This window comes from Methylophilus sp. Leaf416 (assembly GCF_001424665.1).
Classification (GTDB): Bacteria; Pseudomonadota; Gammaproteobacteria; order Burkholderiales; family Methylophilaceae; genus Methylophilus.
This window is the reverse complement of the sequence record NZ_LMQS01000001.1, coordinates 821,624-847,929: the sequence shown is the minus strand read 5'-3', so window position 1 is coordinate 847,929 and position 26,306 is coordinate 821,624. Positions and strand designations below refer to the sequence as shown.

The window sequence follows — 26,306 nt, the reverse complement described above, 5'->3', positions numbered from 1 at the left end:
TTTAATCCAAATTTGATGAGTCCACATAATTAATCAAGTTTTGATTATGCTCTTCAAGAGTATTTAGTGAGAAATTAGCTTTAACCACACTTTCTAGTGCAGGCGATGGTAATGGTTTACTAAATAAATAGCCTTGAGCCTTCTCGCAATTATTTTGCCTTAAAATCCTCTTTTGTTCAGTCGTCTCAACACCTTCAGCCACAACGGTGAGTTTGAGCGTGTTTGCCAGGGCAATGATTGCCAGCGTAATGGCCTGGTCCTCTGAATCGTGCGAGATATCCATGATAAAACTGCGATCAATCTTGATTGTATTGATTGGGAACCGCTTCAGGTAGCTTAATGATGAATAGCCGGTACCAAAATCATCAATGGAAATGCTTACCCCTGCAGCGCGCAAGACATGGAATTTATTGATCGTAGACTGGGAGTTATCCATCAGCACGCTTTCAGTCAGCTCAATATTCAAGGCGGTCGGGTTGATGCCGGTTTCCGACACAACATCCAGGATTTTATGCACCACATCAAACTCTCGCAGCTGTCTCCCTGAAAGATTCACGTTCATCATGAAATCGATACCAAACTCATCTCGCAACTTTTTCTGTTGCAGGCAGGCTTGACGTAACACCCATTCACCTATCGGGATAATTACACCGATACGCTCCGCGCATGGAATGAAAATGCCGGGGCTGATATCTCCATAAATGGGTTCATGCCACCTTAGCAAAGCCTCAAAACCGACGATCTGCTCGGACTTCAGGTTGATGATGGGTTGGTAATACACTTCAAATTCATTGCGTCCCAGTGCACTTCTAAGCGCGGTTTCCAGATAGTTCCTGAAATGAGATTCATCATCAATTTCCTTGGAAAAGAGTTTGAAATTATTCTTGCCCTCATTTTTTGCCCTATACATTGCGCTGTCGGCTGAGCGCAGCAAATCTGTAGCCTGTATGCCAGGCTGGGTTGAACCGCTAATACCTATGCTGACGCCGATATATAGGTCATTGTTATTGATGATGAATTTTTCAGCACAGTTGTGGATGACTTTAGCGGCTAATTCCCGCGCATGGGAAAACTGGTTATTATCAGAAATCAGGATAGCGAACTCATCGCCGCCTATACGGAATACTTCATCGCCAGGCCTGAGGTTTTCCTTAAGGCGATGCCCTACATCCGCCAGCAACTCGTCGCCAACCCGGTGCCCATAGGTATCATTGATGACCTTGAAGTCATCAAGATCAATGAACATCAGGCAGCAGACTTTGTTGAGGCGCTCAGCCTCTATAATTTTCTTTTGCAATTGCTGGTTGAAATAGTGTCGGTTAGGCAGCTGGGTAACGGTGTCAAAATAGGCCAGCCGGTCAAGGGCTTTCTCCGCCTGCTTCTGTTTGGCCAGCTCAGCTTCCAGCAGCTCATCCCTTTGCTCAATGCTGCGCAGCATGGCGTTGATCCCCACTGACAGGCTGCCTATCTCATCTTTAGTTAACAGGTGGCTACGTACGGTGTAGTCATGACTGCTGGAGACTTTATCTACCAGGTTGGTTAAGGCCAGAATGGGTTGCGTCAAAAATTTGTTGATCCTAATTGAGACTAGCAGTGAGATGATCAATCCTATGAAGGCAGCAATCATGACCGCCAGGACCAGCAGGCCGAGCCGGGTATTCAATTTATCCAGGTTGGCTTCTATAAAAATAGTGCCGATTACACGGTGATCAAACACGATATCCCGGGTCAGGATATGCGTTTTGAAACTGGATTTCAATTTGCGTAACGCGGGCAAGCGGATTTCGGAGGCGCGCACGGTTTGTTGATTTTTGTCATAGGTGGCCAGCAAATGACCAGTCTCGTGAAAGAGATAAGCGCGGTTGATGCTGCCCATTAGATTCAACGTGGACAATATTTCATTTGCTGCATTTTTGTCATCAAAGAGCAGCGCGGCAGTGCTGCTATGTTCAATGATGGTGGCCTGGGTGTCCAAGTCATTGTACAAGTCATTCCTGAAACTGGTGTAGCCGTAGCCGAGAACGATGGCCAACAACACAAATAGGGCAGAAATCGTCACTACTCCCTGGGCCAACAATAATTTAATCTGGATAGACAGATTATTCAATCTGGCAGAAAACATTATTCATGCACTTTCTGGGCAAGCGGAATCAATTTTGAACTCAGAGAAATATTGGCTTTGCGCGCACGTGCGAGGTCAAGATCAAACACTAGACGGTTGTTCTTGATCGACAAGTTGATTATCCCTGGACCGCTGCCGTTAAATTCTTCCCCTACGGTCAGCACATGCTCGGTGCTCAGCATCTTGGCAATTTTTGCGACATAGGCGGCGTCTGAGGAATTTAGGTAAACCAACTGGCACTCGGTGGCATCCGTCGATTCCGAAAAACGTGCAAGCCGGATTTTCTTTCCATGGACCGTTTTATTAGCCAGCACTTCCGGGCTGATACTATCGCTAACTTTTTCCAAGGTACAGATATTGAAGGTCGGCTGATCATTGACTGGCCAGTCTGTAAATTGAGCAAAGTTATATAGGTAGGCAGAGCGCATATCCAATTCGGGGATTGCCGCTGCAAGAGCATGGCCATGATGGCACAGCAGGCCCATCATCAACAGCAGAGGTTTCTTCATGGCCATTGATACACCATTTGTAGCCAAATATTCCTGCCATCTTGAAGAATGGTTTCCTGCGCATTGAAACCCGACGCGGCAATCGCATAATCGCGGTCAAACAGGTTGCGCACCGTCGCACTGACATTCACATGCGGAATCAGGTGGGTGGAAGACAGACTGACATTGACTAAGCTGTAGCCAGCTATGTCGTTTCGCTGCTCGCTTAAACGCTTGCCAAACGATTGCAATTCCACGCCGAGGTAGAGCTGGTTGCTGAGTAATGGCATGGAAAAGTTGGACTTGAACAAATGTCTGGGTGAATTGACCATCCACTGTCCATTGCCATCTTCAACCAGTTGCCAGGCATAACTGGTTTTCAGATGCATACCAGATTTCCAGAAATGGTCCAGCTCGATATCCGCCCCCCTGGTGATGGCCTTATCCCAGTTGCCATACTGAATGATGCCTGGTCCCCCTACTTCGCTGGCGGATATAAGGTTTTGCGTTGTGTAATAGAAAAATGAATTCTGTATTTTGGTCTGGCTATCCGGACGACTTTCAATCACCAATTCCGTCGCATCCACTGTTTCTTTCCTCAGGTTCCTGTTCGGTAGCAGAAAACTGGGGTCGGAATAGTATTTCTCATAGACATTCGGTCTCCTGAATGCCGAAGCATACGAAACCTTCACATCCGTTTCTTCGGTTGCCGAATAAATAGCGGCCACACGCGGGCTGACAAAAGTGGCATTTTTTCCACCGTAGTCATAACGAGCCCCCATATTCAAGCGCACGTTACGCAGCCACTGATATTCATCTTGCGTATAACCACTTATCAGGTACTGGCTGTGCTCCAGCGAAGCATCTGGCAAGTAAAAGTCCTGCTGGTAATCATTTCGATATTCGACACCATAGAGCAGCTTGTGATTGGCGATGCTGGTATTGGTGAATTTTGCTTCTGCCCCCCACCAGCGACCCATATTTTTTTCCGAATAAAATTCCCCGGTGAACACTGCACGGCTACGGTACTGATACTGGCCATAATAGGTTCGGTAAGAAGCCTTATGCTGCGCGTTGAAATCAGCGTCGTATTTGAGATCGATAAAGCCGTTGCTATCCTGGATCCAATTAGGGCTGACATTAAAGTCCGCACCAAACTGTGCAGTCGGATCACTTTTACGGCGGCTAACAAATGCACCTATTAAGGTCCATTTATCAAAAATTAGCTTGCCAAAAAAACGTCGGTTGCGCTCATCATCCAGGTTTTCTGCTCGGCCATTATTGGTGGCAGGCGAATCAAATTCAGGATAATAATGTGTCTGGCCATCACTGGCGAACCGTGAGGCTGACAGTAATATATTTAAGCCATTGGCCAACGTCTTGCCATAGGTCACCCGTTCCTTCTGGCTGCCAAAACTGCCGGCATCCAGAGCAGTTTGCACTCCATTGATATCACTGCCTTTTTTAGTGATGACATTAATGATGCCGTAAAATGCGCCGTTTCCATAAGTGACGCCACCGGGGCCAGAAACATATTCGACCCTGTCTATCAGCTCGGCATCCAGTAGCCCGTCATTGCCCAGGTAGGCAGCGTTGTAGAGATTGTCATTGGCCTGGTAGCCATCGATTAACAACATCACCCTGCCAGCATAATCGCCGGTCCGGCCAAATCCGCGCCCCCCCATATAGGTGTAGGTGCGGTCATTGGTGGTATATAACCCGCGCATGCTGCCGATAATGTCAGCCAAAGTTCGATAACCAAATTTGCGAATATCTTCCGCAGTGACTGTGCTGACTGCAGAGGGCGCGTTACTAATCTGCTGGCCGATCCTCGATGCGGTGATAATGTCTGTCTGTATAAGGTGTTCAAAAGGAATGTCAGTGACATCGGTGGATGCGGCAAAAACACTGGTGCATCCCTGTATAACAATTATTGCGACGTAGGCATAAATAACTCGATTTTGAGATCTGAACTTCATTCACGTTTAACGGCTTTATTAAATAAATCTTCAGTAAAAAATCAGCCATTCTGTTACTCTCAATATCGAGAAATAATGGCTGTGAAAAATGCTTTCTTGTACCAACCCAATTTAAATATGTGGTTGCTCATCAATGAATGAAAAAAAGCCATCAAAAGATGGCCCACGATTATGCAGTCACAACTAGACTTTCATGCAGAAAGTGTAGGAAATAATATCACTATTGAAACATCTAAATTAGCAAAAATCGCACCGATGTAGTCCTCATTTCATTAGTGCCTATATTACGATGTTATCTAATAACAACCTATCAAACCTGAACACTCTTCCGGAGTTCCTTACCTTGTAGCACCGATGAATGATTACATCGATTCATTCTTGTGCCCACCGTCGGAAAACTCTTTAGTTGTATTACCGCTCATATTATGAAATTGGATGTTTTAACAATGCCTGTGCTGTTAAACTGATTTAGCATACATATCTACTTTTCATGACTAATTTTCAAAGTCTGCACAATCCCACTATTTATTTTTCAACAGTTCCACCCAAGTAAGCTGCCAATAGCTCAATTTTGAATCAACCAGTATCAAACCTTTTTAGAACAGTGGAGTAACAGTGGGTAACCCAAATACTAAATTTCTGGTGGTAGACGATTTCTCTACAATGCGAAGAATTGTACGTAATTTACTGAAGGAACTCGGCTATAACAATGTAGAGGAAGCTGAAGATGGTGTTGAAGCGCTAGAAAAGCTTCGCGACGGTAATTTCGAGTTTGTAGTGTCTGATTGGAATATGCCTAATATGGATGGTCTTACTATGCTTCAAAACATTCGTGCCGACCCTAAATTGTGTAATTTGCCTGTTCTTATGGTGACGGCGGAAGCAAAAAAAGAAAATATTATTGCCGCCGCCCAAGCCAAAGCCAGTGGTTATGTAGTGAAGCCATTCACCTCAGCAACTTTGGAAGACAAATTAACTAAAATTTTTGAGAAAATTGATAAAGGCTAAGCTTGATTTGCATGAATCTCAACTCAAATGGAGTTCATGAAAAAAATTAGTTTGTAATCACAGGCTCCCAATCAAACTCCACCCATGTTGGCGCGTGGTCACTGGCACCTTCTATGCCTCTATAATCCTTATCCACATTTGCATTTCGGAGACCTGCGGCCAATACCGGGCTCAGTAACAAGTGGTCGATTCTCAATCCGGCATTTCGAGACCAGCGATTTCGTTTGTAGTCCCAATATGTGTAAATGCTTTCATTGGGATGACATGACCTCAATGCATCTGTCCAGCCTTGCTTAACCAGATCTGCGAATGCTGTACGACTTTCAGGCTGTAAAAGGGCATCGTCGTCCCATGAAGTGGTTTTGTATATATCTAGATCGGTTGGAACAACGTTATAGTCGCCAGCGAGAACCACAGGCAAACCGGTATCTAAAAGCTCTTTAGCATGAACGTTCAACCGCTGAAACCATGCTAATTTATAGTCAAATTTTGGGCCCGGTTGGGGATTGCCGTTAGGCAAATATAAACTGGCCAGAATCAATCCATTTACAGCCGCTTCAATATACCTTGCTTGTTTGTCAGCGGGGTCTCCGGGTAAGCTGCGGCGTATTAAAAGTGGCTCACTATCTCTACTAAGTATAGCGACACCGTTCCAGGCTTTTTGACCTTGCCATAAAGCACCATAACCCGCTTTCTCAATAGCCTTGACTGGAAACTTATTCGTTTCTGACTTAAGCTCCTGGAGACACACTGCATCAGGCTCTGTTTCGGCTAACCACTCCAATAATCGCTCAATCCGATTATTGATCCCATTAATGTTGTAAGTGACAATCTTCATATGGATATTATGTTGTAGTGGCTTTCGGCTGAGCGATCATTTGATGAGTTTATATACAGAAAAATCAAATGGTCGGCTCAATAAGTTATCAGTTGGTCCTGTGTTCGACTCACAGAGGGTGACCAATGATAAAGACTCAAAGTTAACGGCTTGGGTCTTATTTGTTTGAAGTGAGATAAACTGGATATTATTCGAAATCAAATTTCAAGAGACCTTAGTGTCTGGAGAGGATTTAATTCGGCTTGCTGTTGCTAAAGCACCTCGTCCTGGCCAAGAACAATTAAAGGTTAAGGTTCTGGAAATTGTTGATCGCTTAATTTAGGAGCAGAATCAGTAGCTGAGTTAGGAGTCAATCGTAATCCTTATATAATTTTAACTAGCTCAGTTACTTTCGTAACCAATGATTCCATTTCAAATGGTTTAGTGATTAATGCCATTCCCTCACGTAAAAATCCAGAGGATGCAACTGCAGCCTCTGCATAACCTGTCATGAATAAAACTTTTAGTTCAGCCCTATCAACTAGAGCAGCATCTGCAATTTGTTTGCCATTTAAACCGGGCAAACCTATATCTGTGAGTAGTAAATTAATTGACGCTTTGCTTTTTAAGATGTCCAAACCAGAAGGGCCATCACTGGCTTGAAGAGTTTTAAAGCCTACATCTTCAAGGGCGTCTACAACAAGGGCTCTGATTATTTCATCGTCTTCGACTACCAATATGACTTGCCCATCAGCTGTAATTGAATTGGGAAAGTTTGAGACTTCAGTGGCTGGCAAGGCCTCGTGTTGGCTTTGGTGTCTAGGTAGATAAAGATGCAATGTAGTTCCGGCACCCAGCGTACTTTCTATTTTACTGAATCCATCGGACTGTCTGGTAAAACCATAAATCATTGATAGACCAAGCCCAGTACCTTGACCTTGAGGTTTGGTAGTGAAAAACGGATCGAATGCACGTTCAATAACATCAGGTGACATGCCAGTACCGGTATCACTGACAGAGATTCTGACAAACTCGGCATCATCTTGGCTAGCAAACTTCTTCTCAACTACATTGCGTGTAGAAATTTTTAACTGACCACCATCAGGCATGGCATCACGAGCATTAATGGCCAGATTGAGAATTGCACTTTCTAATTGGTTGATATCACAAAGTGTTTCCCATAGCTTATCTTCCAGATCTAGTACAAACGATATCTTTTCATCTAGCGTTCGAATTAATAGATCATCCATAGTCCTAATGAGAGGGTTGACTTGAACAGGCTTAGGGTCTAAGGGCTGCCTACGTGAAAAAGCTAGTAACCGATGCGTCAATCCAGCCGCTCTGAAAGATGCACTCAAGGCATTATCAATATAACGTTCAACATCTACAGTTTTTCCGAGTTGCAGACTTTTTTTAATGACGTTCAATGAACCGGTGATACCTTGAAGTAAGTTATTAAAGTCATGTGCGATTCCACCAGTTAGTTGGCCGACAGATTCCATCTTTTGAGACTGTCGCAATGCATCTTCTGCAGCCAATCGCTCATCCATAGCTTTTTGTAAGGCTAAAGTACGTTCAGCAACGCGCTGTTCTAAAACGATCTGGGATTGGTGGTAAATCTCTTCTGCAATTTTCCGATCTGTAATTTCCATTACAAATAAGTGAAAACCATCAACTACAGCACTTTCAGACAATCGAGGTAAAAACCTTACTTCGGCTTCTCTTCTTTTGCCGTCTATATGTGGCCAAACAAGTTCGCAGTGAACAATTTTGCCAGCTAGAGCGTTAGCGATGTGCTCTAAAGAACCATGATTAGTTCTTTCCACTAAAAAATTATCGATCTGATTGCCAATGAGATCACTCTCATGTCTGTAAAACCAAGTTTCGCAAGCATTGTTCACAAACTTGATCCGGCGTTCCATATCAATAAATGCAATTAATACAGGTAAAGAGTCTGTGACTAATCGAAGCTCACTTTCGCTCTGTTTTAAAGACTCCTCTGCATTTTTACGCTCATCTATGTCGATCAGGACACCAGGAAACCGTATAGCCACACCCTGCGCGTCTAATTCGCAATATCCATTGGCTTCAACCCAGCGCCAGTTTCCGTCTCCATTTTTAACACGATATTCAGCTCGGTAGACTCCACCATTTTGGACTGTTTTGGCAATCATCTGATTCAGATAGGCTTGATCTTGAGGATGTACTAATTGCACAAACGTATCAACAGCGACTCCCTCTATGAATACGTCCGGGCTGGATCCAAAGCTTTTAGCTAAGCGTTCATCGCCTGTCAAAACATCATGTTGGACATCCCAAATCCATGTCCCTAACACCGTGCCAGAATTGAGTGCTAAATCGATACGTTCATTTGAAACGCGTAATTGTTCAGATGTTTGCCTCAGTTGTTCCAGTTGATCACGAATAACGTATTGTCTGAGTCTTGCAGATAATGCCCACTTAACGGCACTAATTAAGGACTCTCTACTTAACGGTCTTTCAAGAACCATGACATTCGAGATTCTTTCGGGCAATAGATTACGTACTGCAACACTGTTTGTAGAAGAAGATACTTGCCTAGCCGGTGCTAAATATATAAAGGGAATATCTGACCAGGTTGGTTGCGCATTCAACGCTTCAACTAATTCATTGAGATTGATTCGAGCAATTGACTCGCTGGTCAACAAAATTGAGCCTGTATTATCGTTTATCGCAAGCGCTAATTCATGTACTGAATGAATTACATCAGCTTCAATACCCGCAGTTTCTAACAATGCGAGACAATATTCGGCATCTTTACCAAATGAAGCGAGAATTAATACAGTGCATTTACCCATTAAACTATTGGGTATCATCTGTGCGTGGTTCTAATAGTTGATCTGAACTGCCTTTGTAATCTGGTACACCGGTTAACACGCCCTTGAAGCCATCTAACACTTCACCAACGCGTAATCCTTTAGAGTCGATCCTCAGTTCACGAATGGTATCTTCATGAGAACCACCACGGTTTTTGATGATGGATATGGCTTTCCTGATCCTGCCTTCAAATTCAAAGAAGCGTAATAAAATTACCGTATCGGCTATATAGCTAACATTCAAACCTGTCACCGACATCGTTCCTACAAGGCTTTGTTGCGGATTGATTAATAAGGTAACGATACCTTGTTGGTTGAGATAAGACAGCATTTCATGCATTTGAAGAAGTAGTTGCTTTTCTTGTGGCATAGAGGACATGTAACCTGCCAAGCTATCCACTACTATCATTTTCACATCAAATTCCTCGACCTCCTTTTTGACTAAACACGCAAATTCACCTGGTGTAATCTCGGCTGGATCCATCTGCCTGATGTTTAATTGACCTGAAGCTATATATTGTTGTAGATCAAATCCTAAAAGTTTTGATCTGGTAAGTAATGTGCCGATACGCTCATCAAACTCATAGATAACGGCCCGCTCACCACGCTTGCAAGTTTCGGCAACATACTGAAGGGCAATATTCGTTTTACCGCTGCCAGCAGGGCCAGTAATCAGTGTAGTAGTGCCTTTTAGCATGCCTCCATCTAGCAATTTGTCTAATTCATCTATTCCAGATTGAACAGGCTCCTCTAAAAATTCAGTATGAAATTTAGAGGCAATTAATCTTGCATAAACATTTACTCCACCTTTTTTTATCGCGAAGTCGTGGAAGCCAGCTATGAAATCAACACCTCTTAGCTTTTGAACTTGTAATTTCCTAGTTGCTCCACCGAACTCAAGTGTTTTTCGTTCTAGCGTAATCACTCCATGACAGAGGCTGTGTAGATGCACATCACGTTCGCCAGCATTTCCCGTCATATCATCAACGAGTAAAACCGTAATTTTTTTTGAGGCAAAGTGTTGTTTAAGCATCAATAGCTGTCGTCTATAGCGCAGCGAGTCCTGTGCTAGCAATCGCATTTCTGACAAGCTATCAAAAACAACTCTACTCGGTTTTATTTCTTCAACTTTATCAGTGATTAATTTAATAGTCTCGGAAAGCTCAACCTCCCAAGGATGCAAAATACTTTGTTCACGATCAAAACTTAGTGCAACATCTGCCTGTGCTAACTCGAACAATGGCATTGTTTCTAAATTCCAGTCATGTGATTGCCCGACTGCATATAATTCTTCAGCAGTTTCTGACAAAGTTACATAAAGTACCTTTTCACCATTGGACAAACCTTCCATCAAAAACTGTATAGCAACTGTCGTTTTTCCAGAGCCAGGGGCACCTTCTAATAGATAAAAACGGCCGGCAGGCAATCCGCCTTTAAGCACAGCATCTAACCCTTCTATGCCTGTTCTTGCAATTTTGATATTTTCTGAAATAGTGTTCATTAAATATTAGTAAAAATTAAATTTATAGTTCACAACCTACATGTCTTGTAACACCTCGTCAACACAGAGATAACTAGATAACTTATTACATGAGATTATCCTACAACCTTATCAGGATAATCCCACACGTTGTTGGTTTAAAAGGGCTAAGGATTATCCAGACGTGAGGAATTTTGGGGCTAGATTCCATTGTGAGATAGGCAGTTATAGATGAGAGACTCTAGGTTTACGCCTAGGGTCTTGGTTACAGCTGCGCAAATATTTCATAGGATTATGCAAAATAGATTATATTCATAATCTAAATTTGACTTGTGCAAGAAGCCCCTTTATTATTAGATTACGGTCGTAATCATATGGCTGTTTCTATTTACTAAAGGACATGGACATGAATCCCAAACATTTATTCATCAATCTGGCATTTGCCGCAGCGAGTGTCAGTTTCCAAGCGCATGCATTTGAAACCCAGCCTGTACTTAATCTTGAAACAGCGCAAAAGATAGCTGCAGGTTGCCAAGCCAAAGCTACAAAAGAAGGTTGGAAAATGAGCATTACTATCGTTGATGCAGGCGCTAATCCAATCTATTTTCAACGTATGAATGGCGCTTATATTGCTTCCGCTGAATTATCAAAGCTCAAAGCGTTAAATTCTGCTGGCATGCAGCTACCAACAAGCGCGCTTGAGGAATTTTCTTTTGGTAAGGATAAAAAAGGTGGGCCAGCGCCAGGTCTAGCTAACTTGCCTGGTTTCGTTACTTTAGGTGGGGGTATTCCCTTTAGCGTTGGTAAAGAATTTTTAGGCGCTATAGGTGTCAGTGGTGGCATGCCTGATCAAGATGCTGCTTGTGCTCAAGCGGGTATCGATGCGATTCAATCACTTTTAAATAAGTAATATCGAAAGTCACAGCAAAATAGTTGGATTTCATGTGAAAGAACACTGATGAGAGTAAGTAGGGCTAAATCTGTAGAGAATCGTGAACTGGTGCTAGACACTGCGTCAACCCTATTTAAGGAGCATGGGTTTGATGGTATTGGTGTAGCTGATTTAATGAAAAGTGCTGGATTGACTGTCGGCGGGTTTTATAAAACCTTCCAGTCAAAAGAGGATTTGATCGCTCAAGCTTGCCAACGAGCTTGCGATAAAACTCTAAAAAGATGGGAAGAGCATATAGCCAATCCTGAAATTGAGAATCCTCTTGCTCGCATCGGCAGCTCTTATCTCTCAACCAAAAATAGAGACGAGTTAGCTACAACATGTGTGTTTTCAACATTGGCGCCTGAAGTGTCACGCCATGATATAACAGTTCAAAAAGTTTTCGAAGGTAGTATTGAGTCAGTCGTTAAGCTTCTATCAAAGATTGTTCCTGGCGAATCTGAGCAAGAAAAGCGCGAGAACTCTATCGCCATGTTTTCTCAATGGGTGGGTGCATTGATATTGGCTAGAGCCGCAGGCACGAGTGAATTATCTGAAGAGATTCTGGATACCTCGAAAAAAATGACTTTGAATGAGTAGTATCAAGAAAGACGCATATGAAATTTAAAGTATTTGGCCGGAATTCTGGATTGAGGGTGTCTGAGTTAGCACTGGGTACGGGCAACTTCGGTACAGGGTGGGGGCATGGCGCTGCGCCTGAAGAGGCTAAAAAGATTTTTGATCAGTATGTAAATGCGGGTGGGAATTTCTTTGATACTGCAAACGCATATCAACGCGGTGAGTCAGAGTCATTATTAGGTGATTTCATTGCCTCGGATAGGGATCAATTTGTCGTTGCAACCAAATATAGCAATGCAACTGCACCCGATGCCGGGATTTCCAGAACCGGTAACAGCCGTAAGAACATGGTGCGCGCTGTTGAGGAAAGCTTAAAGCGGCTGAAAACGGACCGCATTGACCTTTACTGGGTGCATATCAGTGATGGTGTCACGCCTATGGAAGAAATCCTGCGTGGATTAGATGATTTGGTGCGCAGCGGGAAAGTAATTTATGCGGGCCTTTCCAACTTTCCTGCATGGCGGATTGCACGGGCGGACTTGATGGCAGATTTGAAAGGGTGGTCTCCCATCATCGGCATTCAGATTGAATACAGCTTGGCAGAACGTTCGCCAGATCGAGAGCTGATCCCAATGTCAGAGTCTTTAGGGTTGGGAGTTACCACCTGGTCACCGCTTGGTGGAGGCTTTCTGACAGGCAAGTATCGGGATCAACATGTGGACACTCGCTTAACTAAGCTAGGTATGCTGGTCCATACTGAAAAGTCAGAAAAAGAAACTGAATTGCTCAATACGATTTTGTCCATTGCAGATGAGTTGGGGGCTAGTCCAACCCACATTGCTATTGCCTGGTTGCTAGACAAGGCCGCTAGATCGACAACTTCAATCATACCAATATTAGGACCTCGCACAGTAGAACAATTAGATGCCACCTTAGGTGCTTTGGATATCAGTTTGCCCCCTGAAATGGTTGCGCGATTGGATGCAGCGAGTGCAGTAGCGTTGGGTGTACCGCATGAACAAATAAACTCTTCTTATAGAAGCCTGTCCGGCGGCAATGATTTGCAGGTGCTAATAAAACCAGCTTAAACCATTTAATACTCAAAAATCATTCACAAACTGTAAAGCCTGCTCATAGTCACACGTTTTGAGTCATAGCCAAACAATCAGGGGCTGACTGATCCAGCTTCCCCGGGCAAAACGCTGGCCGTTATGTTGGCTTGGTGTGGAAGTCAGGACTTATCCAGGCTGCAGATGAATAGCTTGATTATATTATTTCTCAAACTCTTGTTCATATGCGAGCAGGTTCAATGCTCGGGAACGTACTAGCTGCATGCCTAAGTTTGTGCCGGTTAATTGGTGAATAGTGCCTTGCTGTGATGAGATAATTTTACTAATAGCTTTACCTTCGGTATCTCTGTACTTCAGCCATTGTTGTTGCTTTCCTAAGCGCCACTTGCTGGGTCGAATTCAATCTTTTCATGAGCCGCTTGTAGACGATATTCATTTCTGAATCCACTTAACCCTGGCTTCATTAGTAATGTTACGCATGTCAGCAGTTGATGAAACTATCTCTTCAGCCATTTTGTTTTCATACCATGCATCAATTGGATGTTGAATAGGTTTGATGTCAATGCCGGCGTGCGCAATCGCTGATAGAAAGATAAATACTGTAACAAATAAGGGCTTAAATAAATTCATATTCACATAACATTAGGAGACTTATATTTAAAGATCACAACTATCCAATACATCACTCAGCTTCAGGCCCGCAGCCTCAAACCTTACCCATAATCTCACGTCTTTAAACATAGCCAGAAAATCAGGAATTGGAATATACGACGGTAATCTCGGTGACAATCGTTGGCCATTATGTTGGCTTGGATTATTCATGAAGATCAATTTTGCATACCTCTAGTTCAGGAGAGCGCATGCTCGCATTTTACAGAAAAGCAATACTAATTTAAGGATTCAAGCTTAATGCCTTGAGTCTTTGTTTTTAAGCCCGTACAAGTTAGTATGTTTAATAGATTGCCTGGCGTATTGTTTTAGTCTGCTTGTTTTAGCTGTTATCAATTGATTGCTTTTCAAGGAGTGGAAGATGAATGATGTTGCAGATGTAATTGAAACCTTTCATGGTGGGTGTCCTCATGATTGTCCCGATACCTGTTCCATGCAATTCCATGTCAAGAACGGGGAGCTGGTGTCGGTTTCAGGTAATCCTAATCATCCGATGACGCGTGGCGGGTTGTGCGTAAAATTGAAGGATTACGAAAAGCGGCATTATCACCCAAACCGTCTTCTATACCCGATGAAGCGGGTAGGGCCAAAAGGAAGCAAACAATTTCAGCAAATCACCTGGGATGAAGCGCTGGATACTATCGTTGACCGATGGAAAACGCTTATTCAAGAGGATGGTCCCCGCTCTATACTGCCAGTCAGCTATCTGGGCAATCAGGGACTGGTACATGGACTCAACGGCGGGGATGCCTTTTTTAATCGATTGGGTGCTACCGTATGCGAAAGGACCTTTTGTGGTGAAGGCTCCTGTACCGCCTGGTTACTGACTGTTGGGCCTACCGCCGGGGTAGACCCCGAAAGTTTCATACATGCAAATTTCATTGTGATCTGGGCATGTAACTCTGTCTCCACCAATCTACATCACTGGCACATCATCAAAGAGGCGCAAAAAAGAGGCGCGAAGATCGTGGTGGTGGATTCTTTCGCTTCCAAAACGGCGAAAGAAGCGGATTGGCATATTGCACCCAAGCCGGGCACCGATGGCGCTTTGGCGATGGCGATGATGAACGTAATCATTGAAGAAAATCTGGTCGATCATGACTATGTCGAAAGGTATACGGTCGGGTATGCAGAGCTGGCGGAAAGGGCGAAAACCTGTACTCCGGAATGGGCTGCCGAAATAACAGGTATACCAGCAGACGAGATTCGGTTGTTCGCGCGTGAATATGCTTCAACTCCCCCGGCAGCCATCCGCATAGGCGTGGCTTTGGAACGGAATTATGGTGGAAGCCAGGCGATACGGGCAGTCACCTGTCTGCCTGCACTCATCGGTGCCTGGCGTCATGTGGGAGGAGGGGCGCTACAATTCCCGGTCTGGGAGCACCCCTACAAATTTGATGTGATTTGCAGGCCGGATCTCATTCCCGAAGGTACGCCTGTCGTGAATATCTTGCAATTAGGCAGAGCCCTGCTTGGCGAAACGCCTCTGGAAACGCCCATTAAATCCATCATGGTGTGGAATACCAATCCTGTCACACAGTCTCCTGAAACCGACAAGGTAATCGAAGGCTTGAAGCGGGAAGACCTGTTCACCATCGTGGCCGATCACTTCATTTCCGATACGGCTTCTTATGCAGATATCATCTTGCCGGCAGCCATGGGGGCGGAGCAGGAAGACATGATTTTATCCTGGGGCCATTTGTATCTGACGTATAACACCAAATGTATCGAGCCCCCCGGAGAGGCATTACCAAATAATGAGATATTCCGCCGCTTAGCCAAACGGTTGGGATTCGAAGAAGACAATTTCAAATGGACTGATGGCGAGTGCCTGCAGAATTATGTCGACTGGAGTTCACCCGCTTGCAAGGGGATTGATCTCAACTATATGCGTGAGCATGGGTTTGCCAGATTGAATGTGGGTACCAAAGACGACCGTGCACCCCATCGTCAGGGCAATTTCCCTACCCCAACTGGTAAATGCATGTTCATGGTCGAAGGCGCGAAGAATTTCGTTGCCGGGCCTTTCAGGCAGATGTACGAGGGTTTTCAACCCGGGGAAGATCTGGATCCATTACCTGCATATATTGCAAGTCGAGAATCAGCTGATACCAATGCTGTGCTGGCAGCCAGGTTCCCTTTGAACATCATTTCTCCTAAAAGCCATGGCTTCATCAATTCCTCATACGCGAATATGGAATCCAAAATCCGCGTGCAAGGAGAGCAATACCTGATGATCAACCCGGTCGATGCATTAGCAAGAGACGTTCAGGATGGAATGGTGGTAAAGGTATTTAATGACAGAGGTGCTTTTGAGGGTCTGGCACGCGTCACTACAGATGTAAATCCTGGAATCGTCGTAGCAACATTAGGCTATTGGCGCCAACTCAACAATGGTACTGTGAACTGTATCAGTTCCGCTGAGTATGGCGACATGGGTCATTCAAATACGTTTAGCGATAACCTGGTTGAAGTCGAGCTGGTTTGAATAAACAGAGGCAGAGGGTTCAAGCTATCAGGTGCTGTGTTTGACTCACAGAGGGGTTACATTTATAAAGATACCCAAGGTGAACACCTTGGGTATCTTTTATTTTTCAGGGTATATTAATGATTGCTGCAAATTAATTATTCCAATATTAATAAAAGCTCATCGTTGAGTAATAAATCGTTTGTAAATCAAGGGGAGGATTGTTTATGTTTGGAACTTCAACACGTTCTGTGCTGGTGATGACCGTTTTAGCGATGTTATTAATTCCGCTAACGGCATCCTGGTTTGCTTATCCGTCTACGCATCTACCACCCGGTTTTGGTGTTTTTCCACCACAGTTTGTTGAAGAACCTCCGGGGTTTAATCTGATTGTTTTTATTGGGGTTGCCCTGCTTGAAGCGACATTTGCTGTTTTTATGATTTTTCCGCAATGGTTTGGTTTTAAGCCAGTCGCCCCATCCCCGCAGCCTGCACTGCGTGCCTTGCCCTGGTGGTTTTGGGTGGGGGCGGTTGTGACACTGTTTTTCTGGTGGTTGATGTGGACGCGCACGACACCATTTGGTGATTTGGTGTATTACGCGTTTACGCCGATGTGGTGGGGCTTTATCTTTGTACTTGATGGCCTGACATTCCGTTATTCTGGCGGTTACTCTCTGTTCGCTAGTCGCCCCAAAACATTTCTGATTAGTGCGGTTGTATCGATTGGTGGCTGGTATTTCTTTGAATATTTCGATTACTTTGCCTTAGGTAACTGGTATTACCCAAATACCGAGATCCCCGGGTTAAGCCATGCCACGATCGTGTGGATATTTATTTTTGCCTACAGCACCGTTTGGCCTGCCGTTTTTGAGTGGTATACCTTGTTGAATGCTTTTCCTAAAATTGCCGGGCGCTATGCCCAGGGCCCCGCGCTTGCACTGCCAGCAAAGCCGATGTTGTATCTGAGTTTTTTATTGTTTGCTGCCGTGCCGTTCTGGCCTTACCCATTATTCTGGGCAATGTGGATCGCGCCTTTGATAGGTATTGCTGGCATATTGATGATGTGCGGTATCTGGACCCCATTTACGGACATGGCTAAAGGAAATTGGAGCCCGGTGCTTCTGATGGCACTCAGCTCCTTGTTTAATGGATTTTTTTGGGAGGTTTGGAACTACGGCAGTGCGCATCCAACATTACCTGTCACCAACCCGAATTACTGGCTTTACGATATCCCCTATGTCAATGTAATTCATATTCATGCTGAAATGCCACTACTGGGTTTTGCAGGTTATTTGCCCTTTGGTGTGCTGGTATGGGTGGTGTTTATTTTGGCGGGTAAGGTGTTTGGTTTTAACACCGATATTCTTAAGAGTGGCCAAGGTCATTGAGTTGTGTTTTACACGGAGAACACTAAACGTTTGATGCGTTTGTCATAGGTTTAATTAGCTTATCCTATCAAAACTAAAAAGCGGCTTGCAGGAATGTAAGCCGTTTTTCTTTAGTTAAACCTAAGTGACTCGTGAAATTTCTGATAGATGATTAAATCAGATATTTTCAATGATTTAAGTACGCGTTTTCCTACAGAAATTTCAGCTTTAAAGGTATGTAGCAAAGTTTTCTTTGAGTTCATTATTGAGTGAGTTAAAACTAAACCTAATTGGAGATTGCTATGGCCTTGAATAAATACACTAACCCGCACAGCGTCAATCATATTGATGAAAGCCGTCTTGACCCTTCAAACCCGAATTCGATTGATCCAGCCAATACAGATCCGGCTGATGACTCACGGGGATATGAGAAAGATGAAGCAAACAAAGGCAATCAGGATAGAAGTTTGAATAAGCAGAATATTGATGACCGAAACAAGAAGTTTCCGAACGATATCAGCAATCCGGATGCCGGGATTTAAGTTTCTTGATATAGCTTCCGCACTTCCTCAATGTGGAGTACAGAGATGACGAATAAAACCTTTAATCTTATTGCAACAGTAGTTTTTTATTTGGCTGGCGCGATAGCTGTTGGTTTAGTGTTTATCAGTTGGAATGAATCCGATACACCTCCTGCTGCTGAACCTCTGAGTGAAACAGTAAAATCCATCACTAACTCTGAAGCCGCCAATCCGCTCCCAATTAATGACAGGGAGCCGCAAAATTTTGCTCAACCGACGGTTAAGCCTGACTCACAACAATAATTCAATCCCAAAAGCGACTCTGGAATTCATTCATAGTCAGTCACGTCCTACATGTAAATGAGAGCACTACGGATAGGCCTGAGACCAGATATGTCATTAAATGGCTAGCAGTCTAGAAAAGAGTTAAATCCAGTAATGATTTCAATTTTATAGGGACATAGATATGAACAAACTTTTGATCGCATTATTATTCTCGGCATTTGCAATGACAACTAATGCTGCTGATACTGATAACCAGACAGATGGGGCCGAACTGGGTACCCAGGAAACCCCACAAGCACAGGATCAAAGCAAAAATAGTAATAAATCGACGACTACCAACAAACATAACAAAAAGCGTAACCATACGCAGAAAAAAGCCAATCACAATCATCCCAAAGCCAATGGCGCTGAAGAGAATCCATTACAGCCTACCGATTCAGAACCAGCACCAGGAGCGGCTACCAAGTAATAAAAAAGAGATTGCATGCAGCAATCTCTTTTTTATTCGCAGCCCCCAATTATGATCATGGAACTTTATGAACGCCACTATCAGCTTAAACCCCCTCATTTATAGACCTGATTATGAAAAGATTCAGGATGATGAAGGCGACACTATCCAGGAGTTGGTAGAAACTCTTCAGGAAATTTCCGACATTACGTCTAAGGATTATGGCCGGGCGGTACGTAGCGTTCATGCAAAGCCACATGGTTTGATTCGCGGTAAGTTAACCATTAAAAGAGATCCGCCGGACTTTTTAAAACAGGGCATTTTTGCTTCTGAAGGCATATATCCGGCGATTATGCGTTTTTCCACCAGTCCTGGCGATATCATGCACGACAGTGTTTCCACTCCGCGAGGTATTGCGATCAAACTCATGGGTGTTGAAGGTGAACGCTTAACCGGAGAGCCCACAAGCAGAACACAGGATTTCCTGATGGTAAATGGCCCGGCCTTTTTAAAAGCCGATGCCAAGAGTTTTGTGCCTGGCCTGAAATTGCTTGCGAAAACTACAGATAAGGCAGAGGGTTTAAAAAGAGTGTTTTCCGCAGTCTTGCGTGGCACGGAAAGATTGATAGAAAGATTAGGTGGCGAAAGCCCGACCATTAAAAGTCTGGGAGGCCATCCGCAAACCAACATTCTAGGTGAGACTTTCTTCACGCAAGTGCCTTTGCTATATGGGAAATACATGGCGAAGTTTTCTTTAGTGCCCATTGCACCTGAATTGACCGCCTTGAAAGATGCACCATTGGAAGCTGGTAAGGAAAATGGAATCAGGGAAGCGGTTTCAGCGTTCTTCAAAACGCATACAGCGAAATGGGAGCTGCGTGCGCAATTATGTACAAACATCGAAACTATGCCGATTGAAGATGCTTCAGTGGTGTGGCCTGAAGTGGAAAGTCCATACATTGCTGTCGCCACCTTAGAGGCAACCCCGCAGGTGTCCTGGGATGATGCCACCTTTCCACAAATTGAGGACAGGCTGACTTTCAGTCCATGGAATGGAGTTCAGGATCATCGTCCGTTGGGGCCCGTCATGCGTGCACGCCGCCACGTTTATCAAAGCTCCAGCAACTTCCGCAAGCAATTTAACGGTTGCCCAATTGCAGAAATAAACGCTTTGGAAGAGGTATGAGCAAACCGCATTTGATTGCATCAACGGGCTGCGGTTGGTTGGAGCTGTTGTAACGGTCTTTCAGTATTTTTGCATGACCGTATAAAGAGCCTATACGGCACTTATAAGGCCTGAAACGACCTCAATGCTTTTCCTGTACGAATTGTGCATGGTCAAAGCTGGCAAAATTAATTATTCGATTTTTTTGAGAATCTTGCCATGGCACCTGCATGTCAGATTATTGTCAAAAAGCCGATGCCGACTTTCTTAAAAAATATACGTACAACATGATTAAAAATAAAACTGCCGCGCCATATCACGAACCAAATAGTGTCTCCGACCGTATTGCCTTGGCCATAGTCAAATTCATGCGGTTTTTTGCGGATGCATTTTTTTCAGGCCGCTACGGGCATCGTGCCGTTGTACTTGAAACGATTGCAGCTGTACCAGGCATGGTGGGTGGTGCTTTACAACATTTGCGTTCGTTAAGGCGGATGGAAAATGATGATGGCTGGATCAATATCCTGTTGGATGAAGCCGAGAATGAACGTATGCATCTGCTCACCTTTGTGCAAATTGCAAAGCCCAGTTTATTCGAACGGTTGCTGGTCATCATCGCTCAAGGCGTTTTTTATAATTTATATTTCATTTTGTATATATTCTCTTCAAAAGTAGCTCATCGGATCGTGGGGTATCTGGAAGAGGAGGCCATCTACAGCTATGGTGAGTACCTTGCAGAAATAGACGCTGGAAAATGTGAAAACGTACCCGCGCCGGATATTGCTATTGAATATTGGGATCTGCCAAAAGAAGCCCGCTTGCGCGATGTAGTGGTCGTGGTAAGAGAAGACGAAGCCAAACACAGGGATGTTAATCACGGGTTCGCAAACCAACTGGAAAATGCCTGAGTATTCTTTGGCGCTTCTTTCCTCTATCAGGCATTTGTAAAATGACACACCACTATGATGTCTATGAGTGACTTAGATTATTCAAAGTAATGGAGCAGTACAGAATAATCATGAATGAAAGGCTGCAACTGTAAACCCCTGCAAACAGGGCACTTATTTATTCAGATCAGAGCTTATCCGGCATATAATGTAAAGTAGTAGAGAAAGTAACAGAAATCCATGTCCCCCAGTAGTTTGCGCAGCATCTCCGTAGAATCAAACCGTCGTTCTTGGCAAAAGAAGTCTCAACTTGTAGATGGGTTGGGCGGTGAATATACAGTATTCACCCACGATATTTCTCATACGGGCATGAGTCTTTTTGCTGACAGGCAATATAAGGCTGGACAATTGTGCAAAGTGAATGTGCCTGTATTTGTCGGGTCATCCCTTCGACATTTCAAATTTAATTGCCGGGTTGTTTTCTCATCCCTCAGTGGCATGAAAGGTTTTAGAACAAACCTGGAGTTTCTTGAAGTAACGCCAGAAAATAAAACCTTGATCCAATCGGTGATGGCAAGATAATCCGGGCTAAAGTTTAATAAGCTGGCTAGACTCAAGGTCAATACCTTGAGTTTTTTGTTTTAGAAGATTAACGTTGGCAAATTCAGTAATAGCTTGCCTACAGAACAATCAGTGCTATCTGACTTACCACACTTAAAATCCCAAACTAAACTCAAATCTTTCCGCTTAGCATTTAAACTGGAGATTTAGTATGGACCTGAAGTCAGAAGTAGGCAGCGCCGATAATTCCCTTAAAAGCAGTCTGGACCCATCTACTACCAATGTGGTAGAAACTCCTGAGGAGGAGCCTGCAGAAAATTCTGCAGATTATGAAGCTGATCCTGCGGACCCCGACACAATAGACCCCGAACTGATTAATGCACCTTCGCTGGACGTTGAGGATGATGATTTAACAGAGGAAGAAGTGGATCCTGACCTTGATCAGGATGCTGGTAATCCTATTGAACCTGATTTTGATTTGGCTAGTCCGGATGAGGGGATTCCTGACTAAATTGATTCTGGTTTGGATGACCGCAATTCTGAAAAATGCAGCTGCGGGATGTGAACTGATGCAATTGGCTAGATGCCATACTAAATCAGTCTATTGATGCGCTGAAGTCGATCATTTTCAAATCATTAATCAGCCATCTACTAAACCGATTTTAATGATTTGGTGGTTACTTTAACTTTACTTTTTTTGGTATTCAGTCCGACATTGCCCAGTGTATACATGCTGATAAGGCTTGGCGATGCGCCTTGACACAATTGGAAGTGCATAAGGTAACTTTTGCCAACCTGGATAAATTGGCTTGCACTTCGGATCTCATCAATGGTTAATGCTGCATTTTCACCGATATTGGTGAGCACGGTAGTATCAGTTTCATGCCATTTGAAGTTCATACTTTGTAATGAAATACCGCTTTCGCTGTAAGCAACATTTTTAATCTTTGCCTGGGTGACATGCTGCGTGCAGTCCGGCAGTACCTCATCCATGCTCATCAGCGCAATTACATCCTGTTTAACACCTGCTTTATTTAAAGATGCTTGTGGTGAAGTGCATATTACTTTGGCACCGTCGCTTGAAGTATGACCAAACAATGGGTTCAGGAGCAAAGGAAAAAGAGCTATCTGGCACAGTGTTTTGCTCGCTTTTTTAGTGAATATTTGCATGGCATGTTCCCTTTATTTTTATCAGGATTACTTCATCCGCTAACGAATTAAATGATGACTGATTCAACTTGCTCCGGAGTCACGGCGCAAGAAATAGCCGCTTAAATCATACAATATATTTATCCTAATTTATATCGGAGTCTGCCAGCTAATGCAATGAAGTCTAGCGGGTTTTGGGATTGTGAAGTCGGCGGCATGATAGAGTTGTGATAAAGCGTGAAGCCATGATCACGCATATCAAACGCGATAAGGAATAGCCAATCATGAAAACAGACAGCAAATCACTGGTGAAAGATCTTCCGTCAATTTTCACCAGTGATACGCTAAGATTCAAACGCTGGCAGGGATTATTTTCTGCGATTCTGTAATACCGTAGGGCCTTCCAATACGGACCTCACTTTTTTAGCCAGATCTGCCATTTTGTATGGCTTGGTCAGGACTTCAAACTCTACACCCTGATCCTGTTCTTTATCCGGTGACCCGGCATAGCCAGTGGTGAGGAGAACCGGCAGGTTAGGGATCAGTTTACGCAATTCCCGCGCCAGCATAATGCCATTGATACCGCCAGGCATAATAATGTCCGAAAACAGTAATTGAGGAGGCTGTTTTTTTTCAACCAGCTTCTTGGTGGTATTGATCGCTTCAATCGCGCTATTGGACACAATCACTTCGTAGCCAAGCGTCAGCAACATTTCCATTGCTAATTCAGACACTTCAGGCCGGTCATCCACCACCAGGACTGTTTCTTTGCCGCCACGATCTGCCTGCGTTTTAGTGCCAGCCAGGTCAACATGGCGGGTCTGGTCAGTCGCTTTAAAGTAGATACGCACGGTGGTACCCACATTCAACTCTGAATAAATGGTCGCAGTACCACCGGATTGTTTGGCAAAACCATACACCATTGAAAGGCCAAGGCCAGTGCCTTTGCCTTCTTCCTTGGTGGTAAAGAAAGGATCCATCACGCGATTCAAGATTTCCGGTGGAATCCCGGTGCCGGTATCGGTGATCGCAATCGACACATAGCGGCCAGGTGGCAATCCAGCATAGGCGCTGATGTCTTCCGGTGACACGGTTACATTTTCGGTAACCAGGGTAACTTTGCCGCCTTTAGGCATCGCATCACGGGCATTCACCAGCACGTTAATCAGGCAGGCTTCAAGCTGGGTCGGGTCGAGCTGGCAATTGTGCAGGTCAGGGTCAAGCTCGCGTTGCAGTGATATTTCAGGCCCCAGCGTTTTAAGAACAAGATCACTAATGCCTTGCGCCACGTTGTTGAGATTGACGATACGGCCATCCAGGCGTTGCTTGCGGGCAAATGCCAGCAATTGCTGTGTCAGTGCTGACGCTCTGGTCACTGCACTGCGTATGCTTTCCAACCCGCGCAGGATGGAGGCATCATCCGCTTGTTGGCGGTCTATCTTCAATTTGAGGATATCGACATGGCCAGACATCACTTGCAGGAAATTATTAAAGTCATGCGAAATACCGCCGGTAAGCTGGCCTAACGCTTCCATTTTCTGCGCCTGCGTTAAAGCATCTTCGGCATCGCGGCGTCGGCTGACATCCAGTTGCGAAGCAAAATAATACACAAGTTCTTTTTTCTTGTTGTACACCGGCGAGATGTAGAGGGCATTCCAGAACGAAGAGCCATCCTTGCGGTAATTGAGAATTTCAGTAGTGATTTCGGTGCGCGAAGCAATTGCTTCACGTATCGAATTCACGGTATGAGAATCCGTATCTGGCCCCTGTAAAAAACGACAGTTATGACCGATGATTTCTTCAGCTTTGTAGCCACTCATGGAAATAAATGCCCTGTTGGCAAACACGATAGGATTATCCGGTTGCCTCGGGTCTGTCACCAGCATCGGCATGCGTGTACTTTCAATCGCGGCAAAAAAGATATCGTCTTTATGCTCTGCAATCGCGTTATCGTGGTATTCGGTGACTTCAATTGTGGAGCCTTGCGAATGGGAAGGCTTTTCGGGATGTTTGCTCATAAATTTTTGTAATGCTTGTATTTGTTATTAATGGGCATAAATATATTTACTCAATAAAACCAAATGCTTGCGTACATTTATGCAATATATTTATCAACGCGTGATATTACCGTTATAGCCGTATTTTGTCTGTCAGATATTTAATAAGTCCTCTTGAAAAGGGCTAAGTTCCATGGATTGGTTGTATCTGCTATCAACAGGCAAAAAAAACCACTCCGGAGAGTGGGTAGATAGGGAAATAAATCTAGATGTAGATAAGCACCAAATATTATGGTTGCCGTGATAAATATTATCATAATGCTTGCAGGTTGGTTTTAATTTAAAAGTAATTTTTAAAACAGATGCCAAGTTGGACATAAATGAGCGTGTCTAATCAGGCCTACGCTTCGAATAGAGTGGTTTTGTAAACATTCGCCGTAATTTCATATGATCTGAGCCGCGCTGTATGATCAAAGATCTGCGATGTAATCATCAACTCATCAGCGCCGGTTTTGGCAATAAAAGCCAGTATGTCACTGATAACTTTTTTACCGTCACCGATTGCCGAGCAAGATAACACCTGGTTCAGAATCGCACGCTCAGCACCGCCCAGTTGGTTCCATAGATCAAACACTGGCGGCGGTAATCTGGTTGGATTTCCACTGCGCAAATTGACAAATGCCTGCTGCATTGAGGAAGCCAGGAAAATGGCTTCTTCCTCAGTATCTGCGGCAAAAACATTAAATCCAAGCATCAGATAAGGTTTATCCAGGTATTGTGAGGGCTTGAAAGTTTCCCGGTAAATTTCAATCGCTTGCAGCATATAGGCCGGAGCAAAGTGCGAGGCGAATGCGAAAGGCAAGCCCAAAGCCGCGGCAAGCTGTGCACCAAATAAGCTGGAGCCAAGAATCCATACCGGTATTTCTAATCCCGTTCCCGGAATCGCTTTTACCGGACGCTTGGGTTCAGCAGAAAAGTAATCCAGTAACTCCATTACATCTTGAGGAAAAGCATCAGCATCCGAATCAAGATTTCTTCGCAGGGCGCGCGCAGTCAATTGATCAGAACCTGGCGCACGCCCAACGCCGAGATCGATCCGTTTGGGGAATAGAGATTCTAAAGTGCCAAATTGTTCAGCAATCACTAATGGTGAATGGTTGGGCAGCATGATGCCGCCAGCGCCGACACGGATACTGCTCGTGCCCGCTGCGACATGACCTATCAGAATCGATGTGGCGGCACTGGCGATACCAGGCATGCCATGATGCTCAGCCAACCAATAACGATGGTAACCCCACTTTTCTGCATGCTGGGCAAGATCCAGCGTATGCTTGAACGATTGTCCTGCATGACTGCCTTCAGCAATAGGGGAAAGATCAAGGACTGATAACTTGGGTCTGGTGGTGTGTTCGATGTTTAGCATGTCATAGGTTTGATTACTTAATGGTGATTCGTTCACCA

Annotated in this window: 23 protein-coding genes; 13 read left to right on the top strand and 10 right to left on the bottom strand. The window is 44.3% G+C overall.

What is annotated here, in order from left to right:
- Nucleotide 1: 1 nt before the first annotated feature.
- From ASG34_RS04070 to ASG34_RS04060, 3 genes are read right to left on the bottom strand one after another with little or no spacing between them, the layout of a single operon-like run.
- Nucleotides 2–2,122 (bottom strand): putative bifunctional diguanylate cyclase/phosphodiesterase, encoded by a 2,121-nt coding sequence (locus ASG34_RS04070; protein WP_055826763.1) that lies wholly within the window; start codon nt 2,120–2,122, stop codon nt 2–4.
- On the bottom strand, nt 2,122–2,631 hold the full coding sequence (locus ASG34_RS04065) for a YfiR family protein (protein ID WP_157256766.1): 510 nt from the start codon (nt 2,629–2,631) through the stop codon (nt 2,122–2,124). Before ASG34_RS04065 ends, ASG34_RS04070 begins: the two co-directional genes overlap by 1 nt.
- Nucleotides 2,628–4,589: a TonB-dependent receptor plug domain-containing protein gene (locus ASG34_RS04060; RefSeq protein ID WP_055826757.1), complete on the bottom strand. Its 1,962-nt coding sequence runs from the start codon at nt 4,587–4,589 to the stop codon at nt 2,628–2,630. Before ASG34_RS04060 ends, ASG34_RS04065 begins: the two co-directional genes overlap by 4 nt.
- A 615-nt stretch (nt 4,590–5,204) precedes the next feature.
- On the opposite strand from ASG34_RS04060, the gene cheY reads away from it, so the two are divergent.
- Nucleotides 5,205–5,597 (top strand): chemotaxis response regulator CheY, encoded by a 393-nt coding sequence (gene cheY, locus ASG34_RS04055; RefSeq protein WP_055826752.1) that lies wholly within the window; start codon nt 5,205–5,207, stop codon nt 5,595–5,597.
- Between the two features lie 46 nt (nt 5,598–5,643).
- Here cheY and xth read toward each other — a convergent pair whose 3' ends face one another.
- From xth to ASG34_RS04040, 3 genes are all read right to left on the bottom strand, one after another.
- The gene (gene xth, locus ASG34_RS04050; RefSeq protein WP_055826749.1) at nt 5,644–6,435 is read right to left on the bottom strand and encodes an exodeoxyribonuclease III; all 792 of its coding nucleotides are present in this window, start codon (nt 6,433–6,435) and stop codon (nt 5,644–5,646) included.
- A gap of 362 nt (nt 6,436–6,797) precedes the next feature.
- Complete coding sequence (locus tag ASG34_RS04045) at nt 6,798–9,251, bottom strand: hybrid sensor histidine kinase/response regulator (RefSeq protein ID WP_162239322.1); 2,454 nt, start codon at nt 9,249–9,251, stop codon at nt 6,798–6,800.
- A gap of 4 nt (nt 9,252–9,255) precedes the next feature.
- Entirely contained in the window at nt 9,256–10,770 is a 1,515-nt protein-coding gene (locus ASG34_RS04040; protein WP_055826744.1) for an ATPase domain-containing protein, read from the bottom strand.
- Nucleotides 10,771–11,155: 385 nt separating this feature from the next.
- On the opposite strand from ASG34_RS04040, the gene ASG34_RS04035 reads away from it, so the two are divergent.
- The 3 genes from ASG34_RS04035 to ASG34_RS04025 are packed head-to-tail and all read left to right on the top strand — an operon-like array spanning nt 11,156 to nt 13,347.
- Nucleotides 11,156–11,659, top strand: coding sequence for a GlcG/HbpS family heme-binding protein (locus ASG34_RS04035; protein WP_235559658.1), 504 nt, complete (start codon nt 11,156–11,158; stop codon nt 11,657–11,659).
- 48 nt (nt 11,660–11,707) lie between these two features.
- Nucleotides 11,708–12,280 carry a TetR/AcrR family transcriptional regulator gene (locus ASG34_RS04030; protein WP_055826738.1) on the top strand — a complete coding sequence of 191 codons (573 nt, stop codon included), beginning with the start codon at nt 11,708–11,710 and terminating at the stop codon, nt 12,278–12,280.
- A 17-nt stretch (nt 12,281–12,297) separates the two neighbouring features.
- Nucleotides 12,298–13,347 carry an aldo/keto reductase gene (locus ASG34_RS04025; protein WP_055826736.1) on the top strand — a complete coding sequence of 350 codons (1,050 nt, stop codon included), beginning with the start codon at nt 12,298–12,300 and terminating at the stop codon, nt 13,345–13,347.
- Between the two features lie 414 nt (nt 13,348–13,761).
- Here the strand turns inward: ASG34_RS04025 and ASG34_RS14105 are convergent, their stop codons facing one another.
- Nucleotides 13,762–13,959: a hypothetical protein gene (locus ASG34_RS14105; RefSeq protein WP_235559657.1), complete on the bottom strand. Its 198-nt coding sequence runs from the start codon at nt 13,957–13,959 to the stop codon at nt 13,762–13,764.
- A 400-nt stretch (nt 13,960–14,359) separates the two neighbouring features.
- Between ASG34_RS14105 and ASG34_RS04015 the strand changes: the two genes are divergently transcribed.
- The 9 genes from ASG34_RS04015 to ASG34_RS03980 all read left to right on the top strand — a co-directional run bounded on the left by ASG34_RS04015 (nt 14,360) and on the right by ASG34_RS03980 (nt 22,210).
- The gene (locus tag ASG34_RS04015) at nt 14,360–16,486 is read left to right on the top strand and encodes a molybdopterin-containing oxidoreductase family protein (protein WP_055826733.1); all 2,127 of its coding nucleotides are present in this window, start codon (nt 14,360–14,362) and stop codon (nt 16,484–16,486) included.
- 206 nt (nt 16,487–16,692) lie between these two features.
- A complete protein-coding gene (locus ASG34_RS04010) occupies nt 16,693–17,853 on the top strand; it encodes a hypothetical protein (RefSeq protein WP_055826730.1) in 1,161 nt (386 codons plus the stop codon).
- 281 nt (nt 17,854–18,134) lie between these two features.
- Nucleotides 18,135–18,374 carry a hypothetical protein gene (locus ASG34_RS04005; RefSeq protein WP_055826728.1) on the top strand — a complete coding sequence of 80 codons (240 nt, stop codon included), beginning with the start codon at nt 18,135–18,137 and terminating at the stop codon, nt 18,372–18,374.
- Nucleotides 18,375–18,419: 45 nt separating this feature from the next.
- A complete protein-coding gene (locus tag ASG34_RS04000; RefSeq protein ID WP_055826725.1) occupies nt 18,420–18,656 on the top strand; it encodes a hypothetical protein in 237 nt (78 codons plus the stop codon).
- 163 nt (nt 18,657–18,819) lie between these two features.
- Nucleotides 18,820–19,107: a hypothetical protein gene (locus ASG34_RS03995; RefSeq protein ID WP_055826722.1), complete on the top strand. Its 288-nt coding sequence runs from the start codon at nt 18,820–18,822 to the stop codon at nt 19,105–19,107.
- Nucleotides 19,108–19,174: 67 nt separating this feature from the next.
- Nucleotides 19,175–20,272, top strand: coding sequence for a catalase family protein (locus ASG34_RS03990; RefSeq protein ID WP_055826718.1), 1,098 nt, complete (start codon nt 19,175–19,177; stop codon nt 20,270–20,272).
- 209 nt (nt 20,273–20,481) lie between these two features.
- Complete coding sequence (locus ASG34_RS03985; protein ID WP_235559656.1) at nt 20,482–21,159, top strand: alternative oxidase; 678 nt, start codon at nt 20,482–20,484, stop codon at nt 21,157–21,159.
- Nucleotides 21,160–21,378: 219 nt separating this feature from the next.
- Nucleotides 21,379–21,720: a PilZ domain-containing protein gene (locus tag ASG34_RS13775; RefSeq protein WP_082487975.1), complete on the top strand. Its 342-nt coding sequence runs from the start codon at nt 21,379–21,381 to the stop codon at nt 21,718–21,720.
- Nucleotides 21,721–21,910: 190 nt separating this feature from the next.
- Nucleotides 21,911–22,210 carry a hypothetical protein gene (locus ASG34_RS03980; RefSeq protein WP_055826715.1) on the top strand — a complete coding sequence of 100 codons (300 nt, stop codon included), beginning with the start codon at nt 21,911–21,913 and terminating at the stop codon, nt 22,208–22,210.
- A 140-nt stretch (nt 22,211–22,350) separates the two neighbouring features.
- Here ASG34_RS03980 and ASG34_RS03975 read toward each other — a convergent pair whose 3' ends face one another.
- The 3 genes from ASG34_RS03975 to ASG34_RS03965 form a co-directional block, all read right to left on the bottom strand.
- Nucleotides 22,351–22,869, bottom strand: coding sequence for a hypothetical protein (locus tag ASG34_RS03975; RefSeq protein WP_200934427.1), 519 nt, complete (start codon nt 22,867–22,869; stop codon nt 22,351–22,353).
- Between the two features lie 347 nt (nt 22,870–23,216).
- Nucleotides 23,217–24,866 carry a histidine kinase famiy protein gene (locus tag ASG34_RS03970; RefSeq protein WP_055826713.1) on the bottom strand — a complete coding sequence of 550 codons (1,650 nt, stop codon included), beginning with the start codon at nt 24,864–24,866 and terminating at the stop codon, nt 23,217–23,219.
- 379 nt (nt 24,867–25,245) lie between these two features.
- Nucleotides 25,246–26,268: an LLM class flavin-dependent oxidoreductase gene (locus ASG34_RS03965; protein ID WP_055826712.1), complete on the bottom strand. Its 1,023-nt coding sequence runs from the start codon at nt 26,266–26,268 to the stop codon at nt 25,246–25,248.
- Nucleotides 26,269–26,306 lie beyond the last annotated feature (38 nt).

Excerpts from the sequence above, each read along its gene's own strand:
- ASG34_RS04015 (WP_055826733.1), top strand. The coding sequence starts at position 14,360 with ATGAATGATGTTGCAGATGTAATTGAAACCTTTCATGGTGGGTGTCCT.
- ASG34_RS03975 (WP_200934427.1), bottom strand. The coding sequence starts at position 22,869 with ATGCAAATATTCACTAAAAAAGCGAGCAAAACACTGTGCCAGATAGCT.
- ASG34_RS04025 (WP_055826736.1), top strand. The coding sequence starts at position 12,298 with ATGAAATTTAAAGTATTTGGCCGGAATTCTGGATTGAGGGTGTCTGAG.
- ASG34_RS03985 (WP_235559656.1), top strand. The coding sequence starts at position 20,482 with ATGTCAGATTATTGTCAAAAAGCCGATGCCGACTTTCTTAAAAAATAT.
- ASG34_RS04060 (WP_055826757.1), bottom strand. The coding sequence starts at position 4,589 with ATGAAGTTCAGATCTCAAAATCGAGTTATTTATGCCTACGTCGCAATA.
- ASG34_RS03990 (WP_055826718.1), top strand. The coding sequence starts at position 19,175 with ATGAACGCCACTATCAGCTTAAACCCCCTCATTTATAGACCTGATTAT.
- ASG34_RS04010 (WP_055826730.1), top strand. The coding sequence starts at position 16,693 with ATGTTTGGAACTTCAACACGTTCTGTGCTGGTGATGACCGTTTTAGCG.
- ASG34_RS03980 (WP_055826715.1), top strand. The coding sequence starts at position 21,911 with ATGGACCTGAAGTCAGAAGTAGGCAGCGCCGATAATTCCCTTAAAAGC.
- ASG34_RS04040 (WP_055826744.1), bottom strand. The coding sequence starts at position 10,770 with ATGAACACTATTTCAGAAAATATCAAAATTGCAAGAACAGGCATAGAA.
- ASG34_RS04070 (WP_055826763.1), bottom strand. The coding sequence starts at position 2,122 with ATGTTTTCTGCCAGATTGAATAATCTGTCTATCCAGATTAAATTATTG.
- ASG34_RS03970 (WP_055826713.1), bottom strand. The coding sequence starts at position 24,866 with ATGAGCAAACATCCCGAAAAGCCTTCCCATTCGCAAGGCTCCACAATT.
- ASG34_RS13775 (WP_082487975.1), top strand. The coding sequence starts at position 21,379 with ATGTCCCCCAGTAGTTTGCGCAGCATCTCCGTAGAATCAAACCGTCGT.
- ASG34_RS14105 (WP_235559657.1), bottom strand. The coding sequence starts at position 13,959 with ATGAATTTATTTAAGCCCTTATTTGTTACAGTATTTATCTTTCTATCA.
- ASG34_RS04030 (WP_055826738.1), top strand. The coding sequence starts at position 11,708 with ATGAGAGTAAGTAGGGCTAAATCTGTAGAGAATCGTGAACTGGTGCTA.
- ASG34_RS03995 (WP_055826722.1), top strand. The coding sequence starts at position 18,820 with ATGAACAAACTTTTGATCGCATTATTATTCTCGGCATTTGCAATGACA.
- ASG34_RS04005 (WP_055826728.1), top strand. The coding sequence starts at position 18,135 with ATGGCCTTGAATAAATACACTAACCCGCACAGCGTCAATCATATTGAT.
- ASG34_RS04000 (WP_055826725.1), top strand. The coding sequence starts at position 18,420 with ATGACGAATAAAACCTTTAATCTTATTGCAACAGTAGTTTTTTATTTG.
- xth (WP_055826749.1), bottom strand. The coding sequence starts at position 6,435 with ATGAAGATTGTCACTTACAACATTAATGGGATCAATAATCGGATTGAG.
- ASG34_RS03965 (WP_055826712.1), bottom strand. The coding sequence starts at position 26,268 with ATGCTAAACATCGAACACACCACCAGACCCAAGTTATCAGTCCTTGAT.
- ASG34_RS04035 (WP_235559658.1), top strand. The coding sequence starts at position 11,156 with ATGAATCCCAAACATTTATTCATCAATCTGGCATTTGCCGCAGCGAGT.
- ASG34_RS04065 (WP_157256766.1), bottom strand. The coding sequence starts at position 2,631 with ATGAAGAAACCTCTGCTGTTGATGATGGGCCTGCTGTGCCATCATGGC.
- ASG34_RS04045 (WP_162239322.1), bottom strand. The coding sequence starts at position 9,251 with ATGGGTAAATGCACTGTATTAATTCTCGCTTCATTTGGTAAAGATGCC.